The organism is Streptomyces sp. NPDC002935 (assembly GCF_040611295.1).
Taxonomy (GTDB): Bacteria; Actinomycetota; Actinomycetes; order Streptomycetales; family Streptomycetaceae; genus Streptomyces.
Genome location: NZ_JBEXNW010000007.1, coordinates 165,541 through 185,999, shown reverse-complemented (window position 1 = coordinate 185,999; position 20,459 = coordinate 165,541). Strand labels below are relative to the sequence as shown.

At 70.2% G+C, this 20,459-nt stretch carries 18 protein-coding genes and 1 tRNA gene; 3 read left to right on the top strand and 16 right to left on the bottom strand.

The annotated features are described in order from the left end of the window. Positions 1-35 precede the first annotated feature (35 nt). A complete protein-coding gene (locus tag ABZX90_RS12010; RefSeq protein WP_351119846.1) occupies positions 36-1,769 on the top strand; it encodes a GAF domain-containing protein in 1,734 nt (577 codons plus the stop codon). A gap of 163 nt (positions 1,770-1,932) precedes the next feature. On the opposite strand, the gene ABZX90_RS12005 is transcribed toward ABZX90_RS12010, so the two are convergent. From ABZX90_RS12005 to ABZX90_RS11990, 4 genes are all read right to left on the bottom strand, one after another. Beyond that, positions 1,933-3,750 (bottom strand): ABC transporter ATP-binding protein, encoded by a 1,818-nt coding sequence (locus tag ABZX90_RS12005; RefSeq protein ID WP_355203924.1) that lies wholly within the window; start codon positions 3,748-3,750, stop codon positions 1,933-1,935. 1,020 nt (positions 3,751-4,770) lie between these two features. Beyond that, on the bottom strand, positions 4,771-5,415 hold the full coding sequence (locus ABZX90_RS12000) for a class E sortase (protein WP_351119840.1): 645 nt from the start codon (positions 5,413-5,415) through the stop codon (positions 4,771-4,773). A gap of 71 nt (positions 5,416-5,486) precedes the next feature. Beyond that, positions 5,487-5,666: a hypothetical protein gene (locus ABZX90_RS11995; RefSeq protein WP_351119837.1), complete on the bottom strand. Its 180-nt coding sequence runs from the start codon at positions 5,664-5,666 to the stop codon at positions 5,487-5,489. Between the two features lie 233 nt (positions 5,667-5,899). Next, complete coding sequence (locus ABZX90_RS11990) at positions 5,900-6,667, bottom strand: TetR/AcrR family transcriptional regulator (protein WP_355203920.1); 768 nt, start codon at positions 6,665-6,667, stop codon at positions 5,900-5,902. Between the two features lie 145 nt (positions 6,668-6,812). Between ABZX90_RS11990 and ABZX90_RS11985 the strand changes: the two genes are divergently transcribed. Both ABZX90_RS11985 and ABZX90_RS11980 read left to right on the top strand, forming a co-directional pair. Further along, entirely contained in the window at positions 6,813-7,187 is a 375-nt protein-coding gene (locus ABZX90_RS11985; protein ID WP_355204177.1) for a hypothetical protein, read from the top strand. 5 nt (positions 7,188-7,192) lie between these two features. Further along, positions 7,193-8,338 carry a glycosyltransferase family 2 protein gene (locus ABZX90_RS11980; protein WP_351119831.1) on the top strand — a complete coding sequence of 382 codons (1,146 nt, stop codon included), beginning with the start codon at positions 7,193-7,195 and terminating at the stop codon, positions 8,336-8,338. Positions 8,339-8,418: 80 nt separating this feature from the next. On the opposite strand, the gene ABZX90_RS11975 is transcribed toward ABZX90_RS11980, so the two are convergent. From ABZX90_RS11975 to ABZX90_RS11920, 12 genes are all read right to left on the bottom strand, one after another. Then, positions 8,419-8,492: transfer RNA gene (locus ABZX90_RS11975), tRNA-Pro, on the bottom strand. A 317-nt stretch (positions 8,493-8,809) separates the two neighbouring features. Further along, positions 8,810-10,372, bottom strand: coding sequence for an MFS transporter (locus ABZX90_RS11970; protein ID WP_355203917.1), 1,563 nt, complete (start codon positions 10,370-10,372; stop codon positions 8,810-8,812). A 116-nt stretch (positions 10,373-10,488) separates the two neighbouring features. Beyond that, positions 10,489-10,848: an MmcQ/YjbR family DNA-binding protein gene (locus tag ABZX90_RS11965; protein WP_351119372.1), complete on the bottom strand. Its 360-nt coding sequence runs from the start codon at positions 10,846-10,848 to the stop codon at positions 10,489-10,491. A gap of 230 nt (positions 10,849-11,078) precedes the next feature. Continuing rightward, entirely contained in the window at positions 11,079-11,984 is a 906-nt protein-coding gene (locus ABZX90_RS11960) for a LysR family transcriptional regulator (protein ID WP_351119371.1), read from the bottom strand. A 147-nt stretch (positions 11,985-12,131) separates the two neighbouring features. Beyond that, complete coding sequence (locus ABZX90_RS11955; RefSeq protein WP_355203912.1) at positions 12,132-13,325, bottom strand: glycine C-acetyltransferase; 1,194 nt, start codon at positions 13,323-13,325, stop codon at positions 12,132-12,134. A gap of 19 nt (positions 13,326-13,344) precedes the next feature. Further along, positions 13,345-14,373, bottom strand: a complete 1,029-nt coding sequence (gene tdh / locus ABZX90_RS11950) for an L-threonine 3-dehydrogenase (RefSeq protein WP_351119368.1) — start codon at positions 14,371-14,373, stop codon at positions 13,345-13,347. Between the two features lie 263 nt (positions 14,374-14,636). After that, the gene (locus ABZX90_RS11945) at positions 14,637-15,224 is read right to left on the bottom strand and encodes a GAF domain-containing protein (RefSeq protein ID WP_351119366.1); all 588 of its coding nucleotides are present in this window, start codon (positions 15,222-15,224) and stop codon (positions 14,637-14,639) included. Beyond that, complete coding sequence (locus tag ABZX90_RS11940; RefSeq protein WP_355203908.1) at positions 15,221-15,820, bottom strand: ATP/GTP-binding protein; 600 nt, start codon at positions 15,818-15,820, stop codon at positions 15,221-15,223. The genes ABZX90_RS11945 and ABZX90_RS11940 overlap by 4 nt, the downstream gene beginning before the upstream one ends. Further along, positions 15,798-16,175 (bottom strand): DUF742 domain-containing protein, encoded by a 378-nt coding sequence (locus tag ABZX90_RS11935; protein ID WP_355203905.1) that lies wholly within the window; start codon positions 16,173-16,175, stop codon positions 15,798-15,800. Before ABZX90_RS11935 ends, ABZX90_RS11940 begins: the two co-directional genes overlap by 23 nt. Then, entirely contained in the window at positions 16,172-16,606 is a 435-nt protein-coding gene (locus tag ABZX90_RS11930) for a roadblock/LC7 domain-containing protein (protein WP_351119363.1), read from the bottom strand. Before ABZX90_RS11930 ends, ABZX90_RS11935 begins: the two co-directional genes overlap by 4 nt. Positions 16,607-16,680: 74 nt before the next feature. Beyond that, complete coding sequence (locus ABZX90_RS11925) at positions 16,681-18,810, bottom strand: ATP-binding protein (protein ID WP_351119362.1); 2,130 nt, start codon at positions 18,808-18,810, stop codon at positions 16,681-16,683. A 347-nt stretch (positions 18,811-19,157) separates the two neighbouring features. Next, positions 19,158-20,375 carry an MBL fold metallo-hydrolase gene (locus tag ABZX90_RS11920; protein WP_355203901.1) on the bottom strand — a complete coding sequence of 406 codons (1,218 nt, stop codon included), beginning with the start codon at positions 20,373-20,375 and terminating at the stop codon, positions 19,158-19,160. Positions 20,376-20,459: the final 84 nt, after the last annotated feature.

The following is a 20,459-nucleotide window of genomic DNA, read 5'->3' as shown; positions in this document are numbered from 1 at the left end:
ATGGCTCCGACGGGTGTCGAGCGAGGGGAACACGAATGAACCAGAGCGCGCACCTTCCGGAGGAGCCCTCGGCCCCGCAATTCCGGCTGGACGCCCTGCTGGAGGACCTGCAGGAGCAGGTCCAGCGTGTGCGCGGCACCCAGAACCGGGTGCACACCCTCCTCGAAGCGGTCCTCGCGATCGGCAGCGACCTGGACCTGGATGTCGTCCTGCGGCAGATCGTGGAGTCCGCGGTGCAGCTCGTCGACTGCCGCTACGGAGCGCTCGGCGTCCTCGGTGAAGAGGGCGGCATCAAGCAGTTCATCACGGTGGGTATCGACGAGGAGACCATCGCCCGCATCGGGCACTACCCCCGGGGAGAAGGCATCCTCGGCCTGCTCATCAGGGAGCCGCACGCCCTGCGGCTCCCCGTCCTGAGCGACCACCCGGACTCCGTCGGCTTCCCTCCCGGGCACCCCCCGATGACCACGTTCCTCGGCACCCCCGTGCAGGTCCGCGACAAGATCTTCGGCAACCTCTACCTCACGGAGAAACGCGGCGGTGCCGAGTTCGACGCCGAGGACGAAGCGGTGCTGCGCACGCTCGGCGCGGCGGCCGGCGTGGCCATCGACAACGCCCGGCTGTACGACGACGCCCGGCGCCGTGAGCGCTGGCTGGCCGCGAGCAGCGAGCTGACCCGCACCCTGCTGTCGGGCGCCGATCCGGCCGACGTCCTGCACGCGTTCACGGCGACGGTCCGGGAGATGTCCGACGCGGATCTGGTGACCCTGGCCCTGCCGGTGACCGGCACCACGGACCTGGTCATCGAGTCCGCCGAAGGACGCGACGCCGAACTGGTACGGGGGCTGGCCCTGCCGGACGGGACGAGTCTGGCGGCCAAGGTGTTCACCTCCGGCGAGCGAATCGTCAGTGCCTCCCTCAGCGAGGACCCACGCACCGGGACGGGCAGCGCGTCGGTCCTCGACCTCGGCCCGGCGTTCGTGATCCCGCTGGGCACCCCGGAGCGGGTGCGCGGCGTTCTCCAGGTCGCGAACCGGCAGGGTGGAACCGTGTTCCCGGACGCCACCATCGACATGATCGCCGGGTTCGCCGGTCACGCCGCGCTCGCCCTGGAGATCGCCGAACACCGCCGCGACGCGGAGCAGTTGCTCGTCCTCAACGACCGGGACCGCATCGCGCGTGACCTGCACGACCTGGCCATCCAGCGGCTCTTCGCCGGCGGGCTCAGCCTGCAGTCGGTGCTCAACCGCCTCTCCGACCGGCCCGAGGTGGCCGAACGCGTCCAGCGGGTGGTGGATGATCTCGACGACACGATCAAGGTCGTACGCTCCACGATCTACGCCCTTCGGGAGAGCGACCGGGCGGGCGCCACCGGTCTGCGCGCCCGACTCGTCACCGAAGTGGGCCGTGCGTCCGAGACGCTCGGCTTCACCCCCGCTCTGCGCATGAGCGGCCTGCTGGACACCGACGTGTCCGACGAGCAGCGGGAACACCTGCTCGCGGTGCTGCGCGAGGCGCTGTCCAACGCCGCCCGGCACGCCCACGCCACGGCCGTGGAGGTCACGGCCGAGGCCACCTCCACCACGCTGCGGCTGCGGGTGGCGGACAACGGCCGGGGCATCGACCCGGCCGTCACCCGCCGCAGCGGTCTCGGCAATCTCCGCACCCGCGCCGAGAACCTCGGCGGCACCTGCGCCCTGACATCCAACGAGCCGAGCGGCACCGTCCTGGAGTGGACGGTGCCGCTGCACCCCGACAATCCGGCCTGACCACGGCACCTCCCGGCACCTCCCGGCACGTCCCGGCGGCTCCCGGCACCTCCCGGCGGCCGCCACCCGGCGGAGCCCGTTCGGCGACCGCCTCGCCGTCTCGCGGGCACGGCGATCGCCCTTGTTCCCCCACGCGGCCCGGTCGGGGTCGCGTGGCCCGCGTTCAGTGCTGGTCGGCCGGCGCGGGGCTGTCGTCGATGAAGCCGCCCGACTGGTGGCGCCACAGCTTCGCGTAGGCGCCGTCCGAGGCGAGCAGCTCCTGGTGCGTGCCCTGCTCCACGATCCGTCCGCGGTCGAGGACGATGAGCCGGTCCATGGTGGCGACCGTGCTCAGCCGGTGTGCCACCACGAGCGCCGTACGCCTCTCCATGAGCCGCCACAGCGCCTCCTGGACGAGGAGCTCGCTCTCGGAGTCCAGGGCGCTGGTCGCCTCGTCGAGCAGCAGGATCGGCGCGTCGCGCAGGATCGCGCGGGCGAGGGCCACCCGCTGGCGCTGGCCGCCGGACAGCTTGATGCCGCGCTCTCCGACCATGGTGTCGAAGCCGTCCGCCAGGGCGTCGGCGAACTCGGTGACGTGCGCCGCCTCGGCCGCGCGGCGGATCTCGGCGTCGGTGGCGTCCGGCCGGGCGAAGGCGATGTTGTCCCGCAGCGTGCGGTGGAACATCGCCGGGTCCTGCGGCACGTAGGCGATCAGGCTGCGCAGGTCGGCCTGGCGCAACTTGCTGATGTCCTGCCCCCCGATCAGGATGCGGCCGTCGTCGATGTCCGTCATCCGCAGCAGCAGCCGGGTGAGCGTGGTCTTGCCCCCGCCGGACCGGCCGACCAGACCGATCTTCGCCCCGCTGGGTACGGCCAGTTCGAGCCCCGTGAACAGCGGCTTCGCGCCCGCGTGGGTGAACGTCACCCGCTCGAAGCGGACGTCGGCGGCGCGGGACAGCAGGGGCTCCGGAGCGATAGGGTCGAGAACGGTCGGCGGCGTCAGCAGCAGTTCGGTGAACTGGGCGGCCTCCGTCATCGAGCTCTCCAGGCGACGGTAGATCTGGTTGAACTCGAACATGATCCGGGTCGCGTTGGCGTAGTACGTGAAGGCGACCACGACCGCCTCCACGCCGTGACCGCCCCCGCCGAGCGCGACCGCGAGCAGCAGGCCGAACGCGTTGGTGAGCACGGACATCGGCGCGACCAGGGTGTCGATGCGCAGATTGCCGTAGTCCCACGACCGCAGGGTGAGCCGCCGCGAGACCGCGACTCGGGAACGGTGCTCGGCGGCCTCACGTTCCTCGGCGGCGAAGGCCCGGACCGTGTCCATGTTCATCAGGCTGTCGGCGACGTGGCCCGAGACCCGGGCGATCGCCTCCTCGCGCTGGTCGACGAGTGCCTGGCGGCGGCGGATGAGGGGCACCACGCACAGTCCCGTCACCGCGATCATCACCAGGAGCCCGACGACGAGCAGCGGTTCGTAGCGCCACAGCACCACCGACCCGAACACCAGCGGCACGAGACTGCCGACGACCTGGAACGTCATCGTGTCGACGAATTCCTCGAAGCGGGAGGCGAAGCTCAGCACCCGCTTGGTCAGCGACCCGGCGAAGTTGTCGTGGAAGAACGAGGCGTCCTTGGCGAACAGTTCGTCCATGCCGATCACGTACAACTGCTCGATGCCCAGGGCGTCCAGGCGGTTCAGGCAGTGCAGACCGAGGCGCCAGAACGCCTCCGCGAGCAGCAGGACACCGCCGAAGCCGAGGACGTAGGGCAGCGCCACGCCGATGGAGAGGCCGCCGCCGTCGCCCGCGATGCGACCGACGAGCTTCGCGACGATGAGCGGCGCGACATAGCCGATGCCGATGTTGCCCAGCGCCGGCATCAGCATGGCGGGCGCCGTCAGCCGCTTGAGCCGGACCAACTCCCTTCCGTAGTAACGAAGTGCGAGGAGCACTGAGCCCCTGCCCGGTAAAGCCCTCCGCGATTCAGGCGATGCCATCCCCACCCTGTGTCGTCGTACGGCAGCCCGCCACGCGCTTGTGCGACGGAGTCCCCGCGCGGTTCACAAAGACGCCGATGTAGCCATATGGGCAGGCCAGGACTTGCAGTCTCCCGTGACGGTGTCCACCCGGTCCAAGCGTTTTTCTCGGACACCGAGCCATCTCGGACACCCGTACGCCACCGGTCGAACGGGGTGGCGAACGGCGGTGTCCGGGTACGACAAAGGCCGCTTCCTCAGTGATGAGAAAACGGCCTCTGAACCACGACTCAAAAAGTCGGGACGACAGGATTTGAACCTGCGACCCCTTGCCCCCGGAAGCCGACGCCAAGGTCAGGGCGTCCACACAGTCCAGGCCATCCGGTAAACATCCAGGTCAAGGGCGTGGTCGGCGTGCCGACCTGAGGTGGTCTGTGAGAGATGTATGAGATGCCGTACTCCCTGTACGGAGTCTGTCGCGCCGCGTGAGCCTCGTAGCGGGCAGGTAGGTCGGCTGTCGCCTCGATGATCTGTGAGGCGCGAGGAGCCGAGGAATCCTGGTCGGGCGAGTGGGGTGCCAGAGGACCGGTGCCGCCCGGAGGTGTCGGTGTTGTGGACGCTGGGGCGGTGTTCGACGACCTCGCTGGGCGACCGGCTCTCCGTCAGGTTCCGGCCGGGGGACGACGAGGTGTGGGGGCGCGCCGCACCCACGGGCTTCCGGTTGGATCCCCACACCGCACACGCACGGAACCTCGACGGCGGATTCAACACGGTCTGGCAGCGCCACTTCCATCAGAGCGTGTGCGCCGTGAGGTGCGGTGCGCCGAGCTCTCGGCCATCGAGCCGAGCTCTTGGCCATCGAGGTGGAGGTGGACCGTACCGGTCGTCTGATCCCGGCCTTCTACCACCTGTTCGAACAGTCGATCGTGCGTTGGGCCGGGCAGCAGCACGAGCCGGTGACACTGGCTCGATGGCGCAGGATGCGCGCCTTTCCTCAGCGACGTCTGGAAACAGTCGCCGCCCGGCTCGGAGCGCGCGATGTCACCGCTCGTCCAGTTCACCCCAGACGACGAGCCGGAGCCTGTAGGCGCGGGTGACCGGGTCACGGTCCGTGCAGGTGGTGAGCGTGATGCGCGCCTTGTCGGGCTTGACCCCGGGCCTGTTGGGAACGGGCAGGACGACACCGACCTCCGTCGGCTTCACCTTCCTTGTCCCCGTGATCCGGTAGGTGTCGCTTCGTCCCCGCCACTCGACGGTGACCGAGTCGCCGCGTTTCAACTGGTCCAGCCGGTTGAACGGCTGCCCCCAACCCGTTCTGTGGCCGGCGACCGCAAAGTTGCCGATCTCACCGGGCATCGCAGTCCCCGGATAGTGCCCCGGGCCCTTTGCCAGAGCATCTTGAGATACTCCCTCGACAATGACCGGATGGTATCCGGCCCCGAATTTCGGAATCCGCAGCACCGCGAGAGCCTTCCCCTCACTGGGGCCGGGATCCTTCCGTGTCGCCCCTTGTGGAGGAGCCGATTCCTGATGGCCCACCTGCGGCTGCAACAGTTGATCACGCAGATTCTGTTGCGCGCGGCTATATTCGTGATTCTGCTGCCAGTCCTGGTGAAGCCTGAGGCCTCCCATAAGGAGACCGGTAAGGATCAAGCCCACTCCCACCAGGCGGATTATTGTCCGCATGGGAAACGTCCTCACGGTTTTGGCGGGGTCACCGGAAATGCCACTCCACCTTGGGGGCGACTCAGCCTTGGTCAGGTGTCGTCGCTATTGCTCTCCCTTCGGGGAATCAGCCGCAGCGCGGCGAATCCCGCCGAGATCAGAACAAACATCACGACCCAGAACCAGATGCTGTCCACGCCGCCGGTGACAGGCAGAACGCCTGCACCGACTCCGGCAGATGCCACAGTTCCGGCACCGGTGTAGTCCGCCATGAGTTTCTCCTTCGGAACATGAAGCGGCCAATTCCGCCATCAGAAACGGATCAGCTTCACGGACAAATTGGAGATCCGGCACCTGCATCGATCCGACGCCCGGCCCGAAGCCGTAGTGGTGAGGGGGCGGGCACATCAGCCGAGTTTTCTCAGCTGCCGATCCGACTTGTTTACGACGTATACGTCCAGCTTTAACCCCGTTGGCGCATGCGGTCAAGTGGAGAGTGCGGCGATCACTGCACCGACCCCGCCCCGATGGGCCGGACCAGGCGGTCGAGCAGTGCGTCCAGCCCGACGGCCAGGCCCTCCGGCCCGCCCGGCTCGGTGAGCGCGACGGCCATCCGCAGCCTGGGCAGCTCCCGCGGCGGAAGGTGATCCAGCCCGAGGCGGACCACGGGATCCGGCTCATCCGGTTTGGCCGCCATGGGGCACACCTCAACTGACACATAGCCGAGGACCCACCCCGTGATGGCGCGGAAGACGACTCCGGCGCGGGCGCCGTCGAGTCCGGCTTCCTCGAGCAGGGCGAACACCCTCTCGTGGTCCTTCAGAACGGCGAGCGGCCGACGGGCCAGGGGAGCCCTCAGCATGCGCGTGGGGAGCAGTGGCACCGCCTCGGGATGGGCCAGGCAGACGTCGTACGTCACCCGCCCTATCCGGTGAAGCCCGGAGCGCCACGCCGGCACGCCGGCCACGGCACCCGCCTCCGCATCGGCGGCCAGGCACTCCTCCACTTCGAGATAGAGCGCTTCCACCAGTCCGTCCAGGAGGGCGTTCTTGCTCGGCGCATACCGGTAGAGCGCCATCGCCTCCACCCCGAGTTCGGCGCCCAGGCGGCGCATGCTCAGCGCCGACAGCCCCTCCCGGTCCACCAACGCCAGCGCTGCGGCCAGCACACGCTCCCGGCTCAGCGGGCGATACCAGCCGCGACCGCCGGAGCGGCGCACCGGACCGGCGCCGCGCCAGCCCTCACCCCCCGCCCGACCCTGCTCCTTGGTCATGGCACCTCCAGGCGATCCGCCCCCGCGCCGCTCGTGTTGACGCCGCGCCCGTTCGATCCTAGTGTACGTATACAGTGTAAATATACGCATATAGCCCATTCCTTCAACAGGGCTGCTCGCACCGATGGGTCGAAAGGCGGACTCCATGCCCCGCATCGAGGACTACGCCCTCCTCAGTCACCTGGAGACGGCTCCGACGGTCGCCAGGGGCGGATCAGCCGACTGGCCATGTCCGCTGCGCCTCGACTCACCTGCCCGCCCGGCCGCGCGGGAGACCGAGACCGGCCCGGTGCGATTCACCGACAACTGGCGGGTGCGCGGCCCCGGGAGACAGTTCGTCCACTCCAAGATCGTGGCGTGGCGTTCCACCGCTCGATCCGTGCGCCGGCTCGGACACGGACGGTTCCCACGCCGGTACGCGGCCCCGGACACGGGCCGCCAACTCGGCAACACACCCGAGGCGTTCAGTCACATCGCCCCGGTGGAAACAGCGTTCACCCTCTCAGCGGCATCGAGGTGACGGCCATGTTCGCCAAGACATGCATGCTTCGCGCCTGCTTCTTCTGGATGCGTTCGAAGCATGAACGTGGCAGGCCGCCCTCAGGGGAGAACCCGGGAAGGGTGGTGGCGCTCGTTCCCGCTTACAAGGAAGTGGACTCTCTGGGGCACGTCCTTGAAGCGCTGAAGCGCCAGACGCACCCACCGGACCGCATAGTCGTGACTCTTGACCCGCACAAGGAGAAGCAACGAACCGGCGAACTGGAGCAAATAGGCCGGGAAGCCGGTGCCGAAGTCTGGCATTCTGTCGGCAACAAGTATAAGAAGGCCGGCAATCTCAACGGAGCGCTGGCAGAACTTCTGAAAACCCTCTCGGATGATGATGCGGTTCTGGTTCAGGATGCCGACACCTACCTCGATCCCCACTTCATCGAAGTGACGCGCAGGAAGCTGCGCCAGGGATACGCCGCTGTGGGAGGGAATTTCCGCGGACGTGCGGGCGGTGGCTTGTGCGGCGTTTTCCAGCGGAATGAGTACGCGCGATACGCGCGGGACACAGGACGCAAGAAAGGGAAGGTATTGTGCCTGACAGGCACTGCCTGCCTGTTCAAGGTGGAAGCCTTGAAGGATGTTCTGGCCTCCCGTGAGAACGGACAATTGCCTGCGGCGGACGGCGTGTACGACACCAAGGTGCTGACGGAGGACAACGAACTCACGCTCGCACTGAAGCACCGGGGTTGGCGTGTTGTCGCCCCTTCCCGAGCCACAATGACCACGGAAGTCATGCTGACGTGGGGCGACCTCGCCAAGCAGCGGCTTCGTTGGAAACGCGGAGCGCTGGAGAACCTGTTTGACTACGGTCTTACGCGCTACACGCTCGAAGGATGGGTCAGACAAGCGATCGCATTTCTGGGCGCCGCGGTATCGACAATTTACGTCGGGTCACTTCTGTGGTTTGTCATGACGGGTGCCGGCGTCAGGATCGCTCCCTTCTGGATAGCCCTTACAGCGTTCTACGCGATAGAGCGCGCGATCACCGTGAAAGCACGAGGGTGGCGTGTGGCCTTGGCGTCGATCCTGGTCATACCCGAGTGGTTCTACGACCTTTTCCTCCAGGGCGTACACATCCGCGCACTGGCAGAGGCAGCCCTCCGAAGGGAACGCAACTGGTAGGCAGCGGCGCGCGGCAGCGCCGCGGGCCCTCATGCGAATGGGCCTCCACGGGTTTCCGCCCGTGAAGGCCCATCTCACAGTCGGGACGACAGGATTTGAACCTGCGACCCCTTGACCCCCAGTCAAGTGCGCTACCAAGCTGCGCCACGTCCCGTTGCCCGTCTGACCTGGGGTTTCCCCTGGTTGGACGTGCACGGAAACAATACCGCACTCGTGCAGGTGGTCGCGCACCCGTTTCCCGCCGTCCGGGCGGTCGGCGGGACGCGGAAGCGGACGGGCGGCACGCGTCCGGTGTTCACCTGCGCGGATGAGCGTGAGAAAGGTGACCGGTTCCCGCTGTGCGAGGGGTGGAGAGGGGTGGAACCGACGAGGACACCCGCGCGCGCACGGCCTCGGCACGCGACCCCGCCGGGAGCGGATCGAGGGGTTCCCGGCGGCACGGGCAGTCGTGTGGTGCTCGCGTCGACCCGCTCAGACGGCTCGGTGGTTGTCCCGCCGGGCCGGTTCGGGCACTGCGGCGCCGGTCCGCAGCCGGGGTACGGGGCCGTCGACGCGCACCAGGTTGCGAATCGCGGGCACCGACAGCAGGGCCGTGGAGACGACCAGGGTCATGAAGCCGGCTATGAGAAGGACGTTGTCGGCGCCCAGGGCCGCGGCGGCGGGTCCCGCGAGCGCCTGGCCGACGGGCATCATCGCCAGGGAGCCCGCGACGTCGTAGGCGTGGATGCGGTTGAGGACGTCGGGCGCGACCTGCGTCTGCACGCTGGTCGCCCACATCACGCCCCACAGCGAGGTGCCCGCGCCGGCTATCAGCGCTCCCGCCGACATCGCGGCCACCCCGAGCCCCGCCCCTACGGACGCGGGGAAGCACGCGAAGGCGAAGAGGGCGAAGGAGCCGGCGCGCAGCATGCGGCGCGGCCGCAGCCGTAGGGCGACGAGCCCCCCGATGACGGTACCGGCGCCGAGGGCGGAGTTGATCAGGCCGTAGGCGCGCGGACCGTGGTGCTGCACCACCTCGGTCGCCACCAGGGGGACGGTCGGGCCCCAGATGGAGATCATGTAGACGCACCAGATGACGATGACGGCCCACATCCAGGTGCGGGATCTGAACTCCCGCCACCCTTCGGCGAGATCGGCCTTGAAGCTGCCGCTGTGCGCCTGGCTTCCGGGGGCGGCCGGGGGCAGCCGGAGCAGCAGCAGGCACAGGGCGCTCAGCGCGAAGGTGGCGGCGTGGGCCACGAAGACCCCTCCGGCGGAGGCGAACGCGACGAGCAGACCCGCCAGCGCGGGCCCGGCGAGCTGGGCGGCGGACTCGGCGATCCGTATGGCGCCGTTGGCCCCCTGTACGTCGGTGGCGAGGCGCGGCACGGTGCTGGCGACGCCGGGCTGGAAGACCGCGCCCGCCACGCCGTTGAGCGCGCCGATCACGCAGATCTGCCAGAGGATCACGTGGTCGGCGAAGAAGAGGGCCGCGGCGAGCGACTGGGTCACCAGGCGCACCAGGTCGGCGCCGATCATCAGCTTGCGGGTGCTGAACCGGTCGGCGATCACTCCCCCGAAGATCACCAGTCCGGCGAACGGCGCGGCCGACGCGGCCATGGCGAGGCCGACGGCGCCCACCCCGTACCCGTACTGCAGGAGTCCCGCGGCGAGGGCCACCGGCAGCATGGTGTCGCCGAGCCGGGCGAGGGCTCGCGCGACGAAGAACAGGGCGAAATCGCGCGACCAGACGGGCCGCGGCTGCCGGTCGGCCAGGATGTCGGGGCGGGTGGGTCCTGGGCCCGACACCGCGGATGCCTTGCTCCACCGCTCGGTTGAGCCGCCCCCGGCCACGTCGGCGCCCGCCGGGCCGCCCCCTGCCGAGCCGTCCCCCGCCGGGCCGTCCCCTGCCGAGCCGTCCCCCGCCGGGCCGTCCCCTGCCGGGCCGTCCCCTGCCGGGCCGTCCCCCGCTGCGCCCTCCCCCGGCGCGCGGTCCGGAGGCGCTCCGCACAGCGGCTCCTCGCCCGATGACGTGCCCGATGACGTCATGGTCATCCCGCCCGCACCTCTCCCCCGCCCCGCCCCCACGGCTCCCCCACGAAGCCGTCCGTACCGCTCTCCACTCCTGTTTCCGGATCATGCCACGGAGCACCGACAACGCCCGGGCCGTTTCACTCGGCGGACGGGAGCCCCAGTTCGGGGTGGGCGTCGATCAGCCGGGGCGGGGCCGCCTGGCGCCAGGAGTCGGCGAGGATGTCGCGGAGTTCGTCGTCGTCCTCCAGAGCGGAGAGCCGGGCCCGGACCCAGGCGAAGCCGGCCTCGTGGTCGGCGATCCAGAACTTCCCCGGCTCGGCCAGGACCAGTTCGTCACGCTCGACTTTCGGGCAGCGCACGGCGATGGAGGTCTCCGTCTCGGGCAGCGTGGCGAACATCTTTCCCGCCACCCGGAAGGTGGGCATGCTCCAGGCGATCTTCTCCGTCGTGTCCGGCAGAGAGAGGGCGATACGGCGTACGTCTTCGGCATCCGGCATGAGACGCACGGTAGCCAATGGCTCTGACATCGACGCGACGAAGCACGACGTCAGCGGCGGATCGGGCCGCGCCGCCCACAGATCGGGCGGCACCGCCTAAGATCGCGCGGCACCGCCCTCAGTCGGGCGGTGGCGCCCGCGGCGCCCTGACGCCCTCGGCGCCGGGTCCGAGGCCTCTCACGCTTCGATGGCGGGCGCTCCCAGTTGTTCGCGGAAGATCGTCGTCTCCCTCAGTCCGCCCTCGCGGCTTGCGTCAGGGCGTCCAGGACGGGTCGGATCAGCGGATGGTCCTCCGCGCCACGGCGTACGGCGGCGAAGACGCGGCGCGTGGGCGCGATGCCGTCGACCGGGCGGACGACCACACCCGTGAGTTCCATGCCGCGCAGCGCCGAGCGGGGCACCAGGGCGACGCCCGCGTCGGCGGAGGCGAGGGCGACGACGGCGCGGAAGTCGTCCGAGGAGTGTTCGAGACGCGGCTGGAACCCGGCGTTCTCACAGGCCAGGACGACCACGTCATGGCAGGGGTTGCCCGGGGACTGGCCGATCCAGGGGTCCTTGGCCAGCTCGGCGAGCGGCACCTCCTCGGCGTCGGCCAGGCGGTGACTGACGGGGACGACCGCGTCGAAGGGCTCGGCGTAGAGCGGGACGTGCGTGAGGCGCGGGTCGTCGGCGTCCGGGGCACCCCGGTACTCGACGGCCACCGCGATGTCCACCTGCCGGTCGAGCACCATCGGCAGGCTGGCGTCGCCCTCTGCGTCCTGGACGCGGATGCGGATGCCGGGCGCCACGACGGCGAGGCGGGCCAGAGCGGGGGCCACGACGAGGCCGATGCCGGTCGCGAAGGAGGCCACGGTGACCGTACCCGCGGAGCCAGAGCTGTACGCGGCCAACTCGGCCTCGGCGCGCTCCAGTTGAGCGAGCACGGCGTTGGTGTGGCCGAGCAGGATCTCGCCGGCGGGTGTCAGCCGTACGCCCTTGGCGCCGCGCTCGACGAGCCGGTGGCCCGTCTCCTGTTCCAGGGCGGTCAGCTGCTGCGAGACCGCCGAGGGCGTGAGATACAGCGCGGCGGCTGCCGCCGTCACCGTGCGGTGGTCGGCCACCGCACGAAGGATGTGGAGCCGCCGCGCTTCGATCATGCGACCGATTCTCTCAGGTCACACGCCCTTTTCGGCCACCTGGCCGCTGTGCGCCCTCAGCCACGAGGGCGCACTCGCCGGGGACCGTCCTCGGCCGGGAGGCACAGGCGGTGCCCACCGTCCTCGGCCGGGACGGCGCCCACGCCGTCAGGCGTCGAGTTCCGCGCGCGCCGCCACGAAGGCGTCCACGACCCGGTTCACGTCCTCGGTGGAGTGTCCCGCGGACAGCTGGACGCGGATACGGGCCTTGCCCTGCGGGACGACCGGGTAGGAGAAGCCGATCACGTACACGCCGCGCTCCAGTAGCAGCTCCGCCATGCGGCCGGCGACGGACGCGTCACCGATCATGACGGGAGCGATCGCGTGGTCGCCGGGGAGGATGTCGAAGCCCTCCGCGGTCATCCGGGAGCGGAACAGCGCGGTGTTCTCGGCGAGCCGGACGCGCAGGTCGTCGGCGGACTCCAGCAGGTCGAGGACCTTCAGGGAGGCCGCGGCGATCACCGGGGCGAGCGTGTTCGAGAAGAGGTACGGGCGGGAGCGCTGGCGCAGCAGGGCGACGATCTCGGCGCGGGCGGCGACGTAACCGCCGGAGGCACCGCCGAGGGCCTTGCCGAGGGTGCCGGTGATGATGTCGACGCGGTCCATGACACCGTGCAGCTCGGGGGTGCCGCGGCCGCCGGGGCCGACGAAGCCCACGGCGTGCGAGTCGTCGACCATGACCATCGCGTCGTAGCGGTCGGCGAGGTCGCAGATCTCCTTCAGCGGAGCGACATAGCCGTCCATCGAGAAGACGCCGTCGGTGACGATCAGGCGGCGGCGCGCGTCGGAGGCCTCTTTGAGCTGGGCCTCCAGATCGGCCATGTCGCGGTTGGCGTACCGGAAGCGGCGCGCCTTGGACAGCCGGATGCCGTCGATGATCGAGGCATGGTTGAGGGCGTCGGAGATGACCGCGTCCTCGGCGCCGAGCAGGGTCTCGAAGACTCCGCCGTTGGCGTCGAAGCAGGAGGAGTAGAGGATCGTGTCCTCCTGGCCGAGGAACGCGGACAGCCGCGCCTCCAGCTCCTTGTGCACCTCCTGCGTACCGCAGATGAAGCGCACGGAGGCCATGCCGTAGCCCCAGCGGTCGAGCGCTTCGTGGGCGGCGGCGACGACCTCGGGGTGGTCGGCCAGACCGAGGTAGTTGTTGGCACAGAAGTTGAGGACCTCACCGGGGCGGCCGCCCGCGGTGACGCTCACGGTCGCGGACTGCGGGGTGCCGATGACCCGCTCGGGCTTGTGCAGCCCGGCGGCGCGGATCTCTTCGAGGGTGGTGCGGAGGTCGTCACGAACGGAGTCGAACATCATCAGTTCCTTAGAGTCCTCAGAGAGTCCAGTCGAGAATGACCTTGCCGCCGCGCCCGCCGGCCGCGTCGTCGAACGCTGCCTCGTAGTCGCGGAATCCGTACCGGCCGGTGATCACCGGGGAGAGGTCGAGGCCGCCCTCCAGGAGGACCGACATCGCGTACCACGTCTCGAACATCTCGCGGCCGTAGATGCCCTTGATCGTGATCATGGAAGTGACGATCCGGGACCAGTCGACCGGGAACTCCTGCGACGGCAGGCCCAGCATCGCGATCCGTCCGCCGTGCGTCATGTTGGCGATCATCTCGCGCATGGCCTCGGGGCGGCCGGACATCTCCAGGCCGATGTCGAAGCCCTCGCGCAGGCCGAGCGTGCGCTGCCCGTCGGCGATCGTCGAGGCGCCGACGTTGAGGGCGAGGCTGACGCCGATCTTGCGGGCCAGTTCCAGGCGGTCCTCGCTGACGTCGGTGATGACGACGTTGCGGGCGCCCGCGTGGCGCGCCACCGCCGCGGCCATCAGGCCGATCGGACCGGCGCCGGTGATCAGGACGTCCTCGCCGACGAGCGGGAAGGACAGCGCGGTGTGCACGGCGTTGCCGAACGGGTCGAAGATCGCGGCGACGTCGAGGTCGACCGGGACGCGGTGCACCCACACGTTCTGGGCGGGCAGCACGACGTACTCGGCAAACGCGCCGTCGCGGCCGACGCCGAGGCCGACGGTGGCACGGCAGAGGTGGCGGCGCCCGGCGAGGCAGTTGCGGCACTTGCCGCAGACCAGGTGGCCTTCGCCGCTGACCCGGTCGCCGATGTTGATGTCGGCGACGTCGCGGCCGGTCTCGACGACCTCGCCGACGAACTCGTGCCCGAGGACGAGCGGCGTGCTGATCGCCTGCTGCGCCCAGCCGTCCCAGTTGCGGATGTGCAGGTCGGTGCCGCAGATCCCGGTCCTGAGAACCTTGATCAGTACGTCACCGGGGCCGGCCTGCGGCTCCGGAACGTCCGTGAGCCAGAGTCCGGGCTCCGCCTTCTCCTTGACCAGCGCCTTCACTCGACGGCTCCTGTGCGTGAGGTCCCGGGAACGGGCACGCCGAGGGAGGCCCGCACCGGGGAGAGGGGTGAATTCACCCAGAAATCTGCCGTACGACGGTGCCCCGGGTCCATCGAGGATTTCTTAAGCGCGGCCCCAGCTTTCCTTCACACCCCAGTTCTCCCTAGCCCTGCCCGGGGTCGGATGTCGGCCCGCCGGAGTGGCCCAAGAGGGGGACTCCGGTAGCGGAGGTGGCTATGTGGCCGCCGCGTCGCGGCACGTCGTCAGAACCCCTGGACGCCCTCCCGCCGTTCGAGCTGTCCGACCAGCTCGGCCGCCATCGACTTGATGGTCTCCAGGCCCGCTCTTCCCCACGGCCGCGGCTCGATGTCCACGACACAGATCGTGCCGAGGGCGATGCCGGTGCGGTCGATCAGCGGGGCGCCGAGGTAGGAGCGGACGCCGATCTCGTCCACGACCGGATTCCCGGCGAACCGCGGGTAGTCGCAGACGTCCTCCAGGACGAGTGCCTTGCGGCGTACCACCACATGGGGGCAGAAGCCGTGGTCCCTGGCCATGTAGCGGCCCACTTCGGGTTCGCTCCCGTCCGCCTTCGCGGCGAGGTCGGCGCCCTTGCCACCGCCGTCCGGAGTGTGCAGACCCGCGAAGAACTGCCGCTCCTCGTCGATGAAGTTGACCATCGAGTACGGCGCCCCGGCGACCTCCGAGAGGCGGTCCGCGAAGGCGTCGAAGGCGGGCTCGGCGCGCTCTCCCAACCCCAGCCGGCGCAGCCGTCTCACGCGGGCCGGGGCGTCCTTGTCCTCCGGCGTGAGGAGCAGACGACCGGCCGGTCGCGGCGGGTCATAGCTCATGTGCGGGCTCCGTGGCTCGGGGAGGGGGCCGGTGCGTGGGCGAGGAGGTGACGGACCAGCGTGAGCAGGGTCTGCACCCCCGAGCTGGAGATCCGGGCGTCGCAGCACACGACGGGGATCTCGGGGTCGAGATCGATGGCCGCGCGCACCTCGGCCGGGTCGTAGCGGTACGAGCCGTCGAACTCGTTGACCGCGACGATGAACCCGAGACCGCGCTGCTCGAAGAAGTCGACGGCCGCGAAGCAGTCCTCCAGACGGCGGGTGTCGGCGAGGATCACCGCGCCGAGCGCGCCCTCGGAGAGCTCGTCCCACATGAACCAGAACCGCTCCTGCCCGGGTGTGCCGAACAGATAGAGCACATGTTCCGGGTCGAGGGTTATGCGGCCGAAGTCCATCGCGACGGTCGTCTCGACCTTGTTCTCGATGCCGTCGAGCCGGTCGGTCGCCGCGCTGACCGTGGTCAGCAGCTCCTCCGTACTGAGCGGCGCGATCTCGCTCACCGCGCCGACGAAGGTTGTCTTGCCTGCCCCGAACCCGCCCGCGACCAAGATCTTCAGTGCGGTGGGGAACAGGTCAGAGGTGTCGTCGTAATCCATCGAGCACTGCCTCCAGAAGAGACCGGTCAGTGGGGTTGTGGTGGAACTCCGGGGGCTTCGTGGTGAGCGCCCCGCAGTCGACGAGGTCGGACAGCAGCACCTTGGTGACCGCCGCCGGCAGTTTCAGATGGGCGGCGATCTCCGCGACCGAGACCGGTGCCCGGCAGTGTTCGAGTGCCTGGCTGTGCTCGGGGCCGAGGTAGCCGAGGGGCATGGCTCCGGTGGACATGACCTGGGAAAGGAGGTCGAGCGCGGTCGTCGGCCGGGTCCGGCCGTTGCTGACGGTGTAGGGGCGCACCAGGCGCCCTGCCGCGTCATCGAGCCAGGGCCCGTCGCCGGCCGCGGCCGCGCTCAAGGCCTCATCGCCGGGGGTTCCGCGGCATGCTGCCGGGGCGCGGTGACCAGATAGGGCCGGACGCTCTTGACCAGCATCGCCATCTCGTAGCCGAGCACGGCGGCGTCGGCCTCGCGGCCCGCGAGCACGGCGAGACAGGTCCCCGAGCCCGCCGTGGACACGAACAGCAGGGTCGAGGCGAGTTCGACCACGACCTGGCGTACGTCGCCGCCGTCCCCGAAGCGCACGCCCGCGCTGCGCCCGAGGGAGTAGAGGCCGGAGGCCAGCGCCGCCATGTGGTCGGCGCTGTCGGGGTCGAGGCCGTGGACCGACTTCACGAGCCCGTCACAGGAGAGCAGCACCGCGCTCGTGGTGTGCGGTACGCGCTGGACGAGGCCGCTCATCAGCCAGTCGAGATCGGATACGTGGCCGGTCGGCGCATCGCTCGCCATGGGGGATCGACTCCTTGAGGTACGAAGGTCCGCGGGAGCGGTGGGGGTCGGTGTGGGGGTAGGTGTGGGGGTGGTCATCCGGCCGGTGCGCTCCCGTCGTGCCGGGTGGTGCGGTCGTGTCCGGACGCGGTGTCCCGCGCCCGGTGCGGCCCCTGCGCGTGCGTCGTGCGGGTCTCGCCCGGGTACCCCGTCGGTGTTCCGTGCGTCAGGGGTACGTCCATGGGGTCGCCGCCGCCGAGAGGGGCGCCCGTGGACGACTCCCCGTGCACCTGGGCCACACCGTCCAGGCGCGGCGATTCCCTGCGCGACACTTCGCGGCGCGGCAATTCCCAGAGGGGTGCTTCCAGGTGAGGTCGCTCCGGGCGGGCTCGGTCCGGGAACGACGCCGGGGCGGTCAACGCATCCGTCGGCGACGGCCCCTGAGACGAATCCAGCTCCTGCCGGCCCGCCGTCTCCGCGTGGGCGGCCTCCGCGAGCCCGATCCCGCGCTGGAACGCCGCCATGAGACCCGGGTCGTGCCCGACGACGTACTCCGTGTCCGGTCGGGCGACGGGTCCTTCCCGCAGTTGGGGAACGATGTGCTCCTGGGCACGCCGCTTGGGCAGGTGGGGCCTGCCCATGGTGCCGCGCACGGCGCCGGACCGTGGTGTGGGCGGCATGGCGGCGTTCTCGGTGACGGCGAGCCGGTCCTCGGGGCGGATGCCGGGTACCGCCTCCGCCGGATTGGGCCGTTCCCCGTGGGCGCCGCGCACGGGGAGCGGGGCGGGGCCGCCGCGACCGGCGACGGGCGCGCCCGGCACGAGACGCGGCGGTGCCTGTTCCCCCTGCGCCGGCTCGCGCTGCGACTGCCGTGGCACGGGGACGACCACGCGGCTGCCGGGGGCGACCGGAATCTGCGCCGGTGCGGACTGTGTGGGCCCGGGGCCCAGGGACGGCCGCCCCCCGCTCGTCTCGTGCGGCGGCCCCTGTGTCACGCCTCCGTCCCCGAGGACACCCGGCGTCGAGCCCAACAGCCCCTGCGGGACCACGAGTACGGCCTGGACTCCGCCGTAGATGTTGCTCTGGAGCCGTACGTGGATGCCGTGCCGGCGGGCGAGCTGCGAGACCACGAAGAGACCGATGCGCCCGTCCTGGAGCAGGTGGGCGACATTGACCTGGTCGGGGTCGGTGAGCAGGGCGTTCATCTTGTTCTGTTCGCCGGGCTGCATGCCGAGCCCGCGGTCCTCCACCTCGATGGCCAGTCCCGCGGTGACGAGATTGACCCGCAGCAGCACTTGGGTGTGCGGGGCGGAGAACACCGTGGCGTTCTCGACGAGTTCGGCGAGCAGGTGGATGACGTCGGCGACCGCGTGGCCGCGCAGGGTGCCGTCGATCGGGGGCACCAGCTTGACCCGCGAGTACTGCTCGACCTCGGCGATCGAGGAGCGCAGCACCTCGGTCATGGAGACGGGGTTGCTCCACTGACGGCGCGAGACGGCGCCGCCGAGCACGGCCAGGTTCTCGGCGTGGCGTCTGATGCGGGTGGCGAGGTGGTCGACGTGGAAGAGCCCCTTGAGGAGGTCCGGGTCCTCGATCTCGTTCTCCAACTCGTCGAGGATGGAGATCTCGCGGTGCACGAGGGACTGCAGGCGCCGGGCCAGATTGACGAAGACCTCGACCTTCTGTTCGCTGCCCGCGTGGCTGGAGAGCTGCGAGGCCTGCACGACGGCCGCGACGGCGCCGTCATGGGCGCGGGACATGTCGGCGGCGAGCAGGTCGAAGTCGTCGGCGTCGGCGGGAAGTCTGCGGCGCGACGTGCGCGTGGGCGGGTTCTCGCCGCGGCGCAGACCCTCGACGACGGCACGCAGATCGGCCTCGGTCTGGGTGCTGGCGCGGCGCAGTGCGCCTATGCGTTCCCGTACGGACGTGGCGGCGCGGTCGGCGGCCACGGCGGCGATCAGGATGCCGGCCAGGGCCACGCCCACCGCTCCGGCGAGGACGGCCCACAGGATCGGGCCGGGCCGGGCGCCGGTGGAGCGGACGGTGAACAGTACGGCGGCGCACGCGCTGAGGGCCACCGCGGTCGGCGGCAGGACCGCGAGCCGCAGCAGTTGGGGCCGCAGCTGTGTCTCGGGCAGCGAGGGGGTGGCACGGGCGACCGGTCGTCCGTGCCGCCCGCCCTCACGGCGGTCTGCGCGTGCGGCCGGTGCGCGAAGGTGTGACATCGGCGTCCTCGTACTGGATGCGTCGGGGGCACGGGGCTCCCGCGGGTCTGCGCGACTCGGGCATGTGCCATCGCGATGCCGGTCGAGAGAGCCGAAAAATTCGGCCCTGCGTCGCCCGACGGCAACTGACAGTAGTCGCCAACGCATCATGTGCGGTGGGCTGTTGACAAACTCTCCCGGTCAGCATCCCGCTCTGGTATGAGGCGTCGCACGGCTGACCGATAAGGCCGTCGGACACACGTTCACACCGGACCTGGATCCGATCGGAGCTGGTCAGAAGTGGTCACAACCAAACGGCGAGGGCCGAGGAGCGTTTCGCTCCTCGGCCCTCGCCGCAGATCGGGTGATCAGCCCGCAGGTACCGTTTCCGGCTCTCCGGTGCCCTCCGCCGAGCCGTCCGCGACGTCACCCGGTGTGTCGGCGACGGTCTCCTCGACGACGGGCCAGCCGTCCTTCGGCGCACGGGCCACACCACGCCACCACGGCTCGGCGGGGACGGTCTCGGCCGTCGGCTCGAAGGGCTCGCCGGGACGCGGCAGCGCGACGCGCGCTCCGACCGCGCGGGCGGCCGCCACCGTGCCCTCCCCCGGGTCGGCCCAGGCGTGGGTGGAGAGGTTGAACGTCGCCCAGTGGATCGGGAGCATCACTCCGGAGGGCTGCCCGCCCTGGAGATCGAGGTGGGAGCGCATCCCCTCCTCGGGCGTCATGTGGATGTCGGGCCAGAACTCGCTGTACGCGCCGATCTGGATCATCGTGGCGTCGAACGGACCGTGGGCGGCGCCGATGTCCTTGAAGCCGTCGAAATAGCCGGTGTCACCGCTGTGGTAGATCCGGTGCGTGTCCCCTTCGGCGACCCAGGAGGCCCAGAGGGTGTGCTGCGTGTTGCGCAGGCCGCGCCCACAGAAATGGCGCGCCGGTGTCGCCGTCAGGGTGATCCCGCCGACCTTGGTCGACTCGTTCCAGTCCAGCTCGCGCACGCGGTCCACCGAGACGCCCCAGTGCTCCAGGTGGGCCCCGACGCCGAGCGGCACCGCGAACACCGTGTCCGTGTCGGCCAGCGCCTTGATCGTGGGCATGTCGAGGTGGTCGTAGTGGTCGTGTGAGATCACCACGACGTCGACCGGGCCGAGCGCGGCCAGCGGCAGAGGCACCGGGTGCAGCCGCTTGGGGCCGGCGAAGGCGAACGGAGAACAGCGCTCGCCCCACACCGGGTCGAACAGCACGCGGTGGCCGTCGATCTCGGCGAGGACGCTGGAGTGCCCCATCCATGTGAGCCGCAGCCCGGACACGGCGGGCCTGGCCAGGTCGGCGAGCGTCGTCGCGTGAACCGGCACCGTGCCGGTCGGGGAGCGGTGGGCGCGCTCCTCACTGCGGAAGTAGACCTTCGCGAAATCCACCATCGAGCCGTCGGGGCGGGTGCGGGCACGCTCCGGGTTCTGGAAGACACCGTCCGCGAAGTTCGGCGAATTACGGATGCGCTCCATCCGCGCACCCCCCGGATCCGCGCCGAAGGCGGCGGGCCGCAGCGCGCGGAGCCCGGAGCTCAAGGTACGGAAACCGGTCACGGATACCTCCACAAGGAGTCGGTCAGGCTTTCATTATGGTCGTCGCCTCTGACAGCGCCGGGTCGCCCCGGTCACAGCACGACG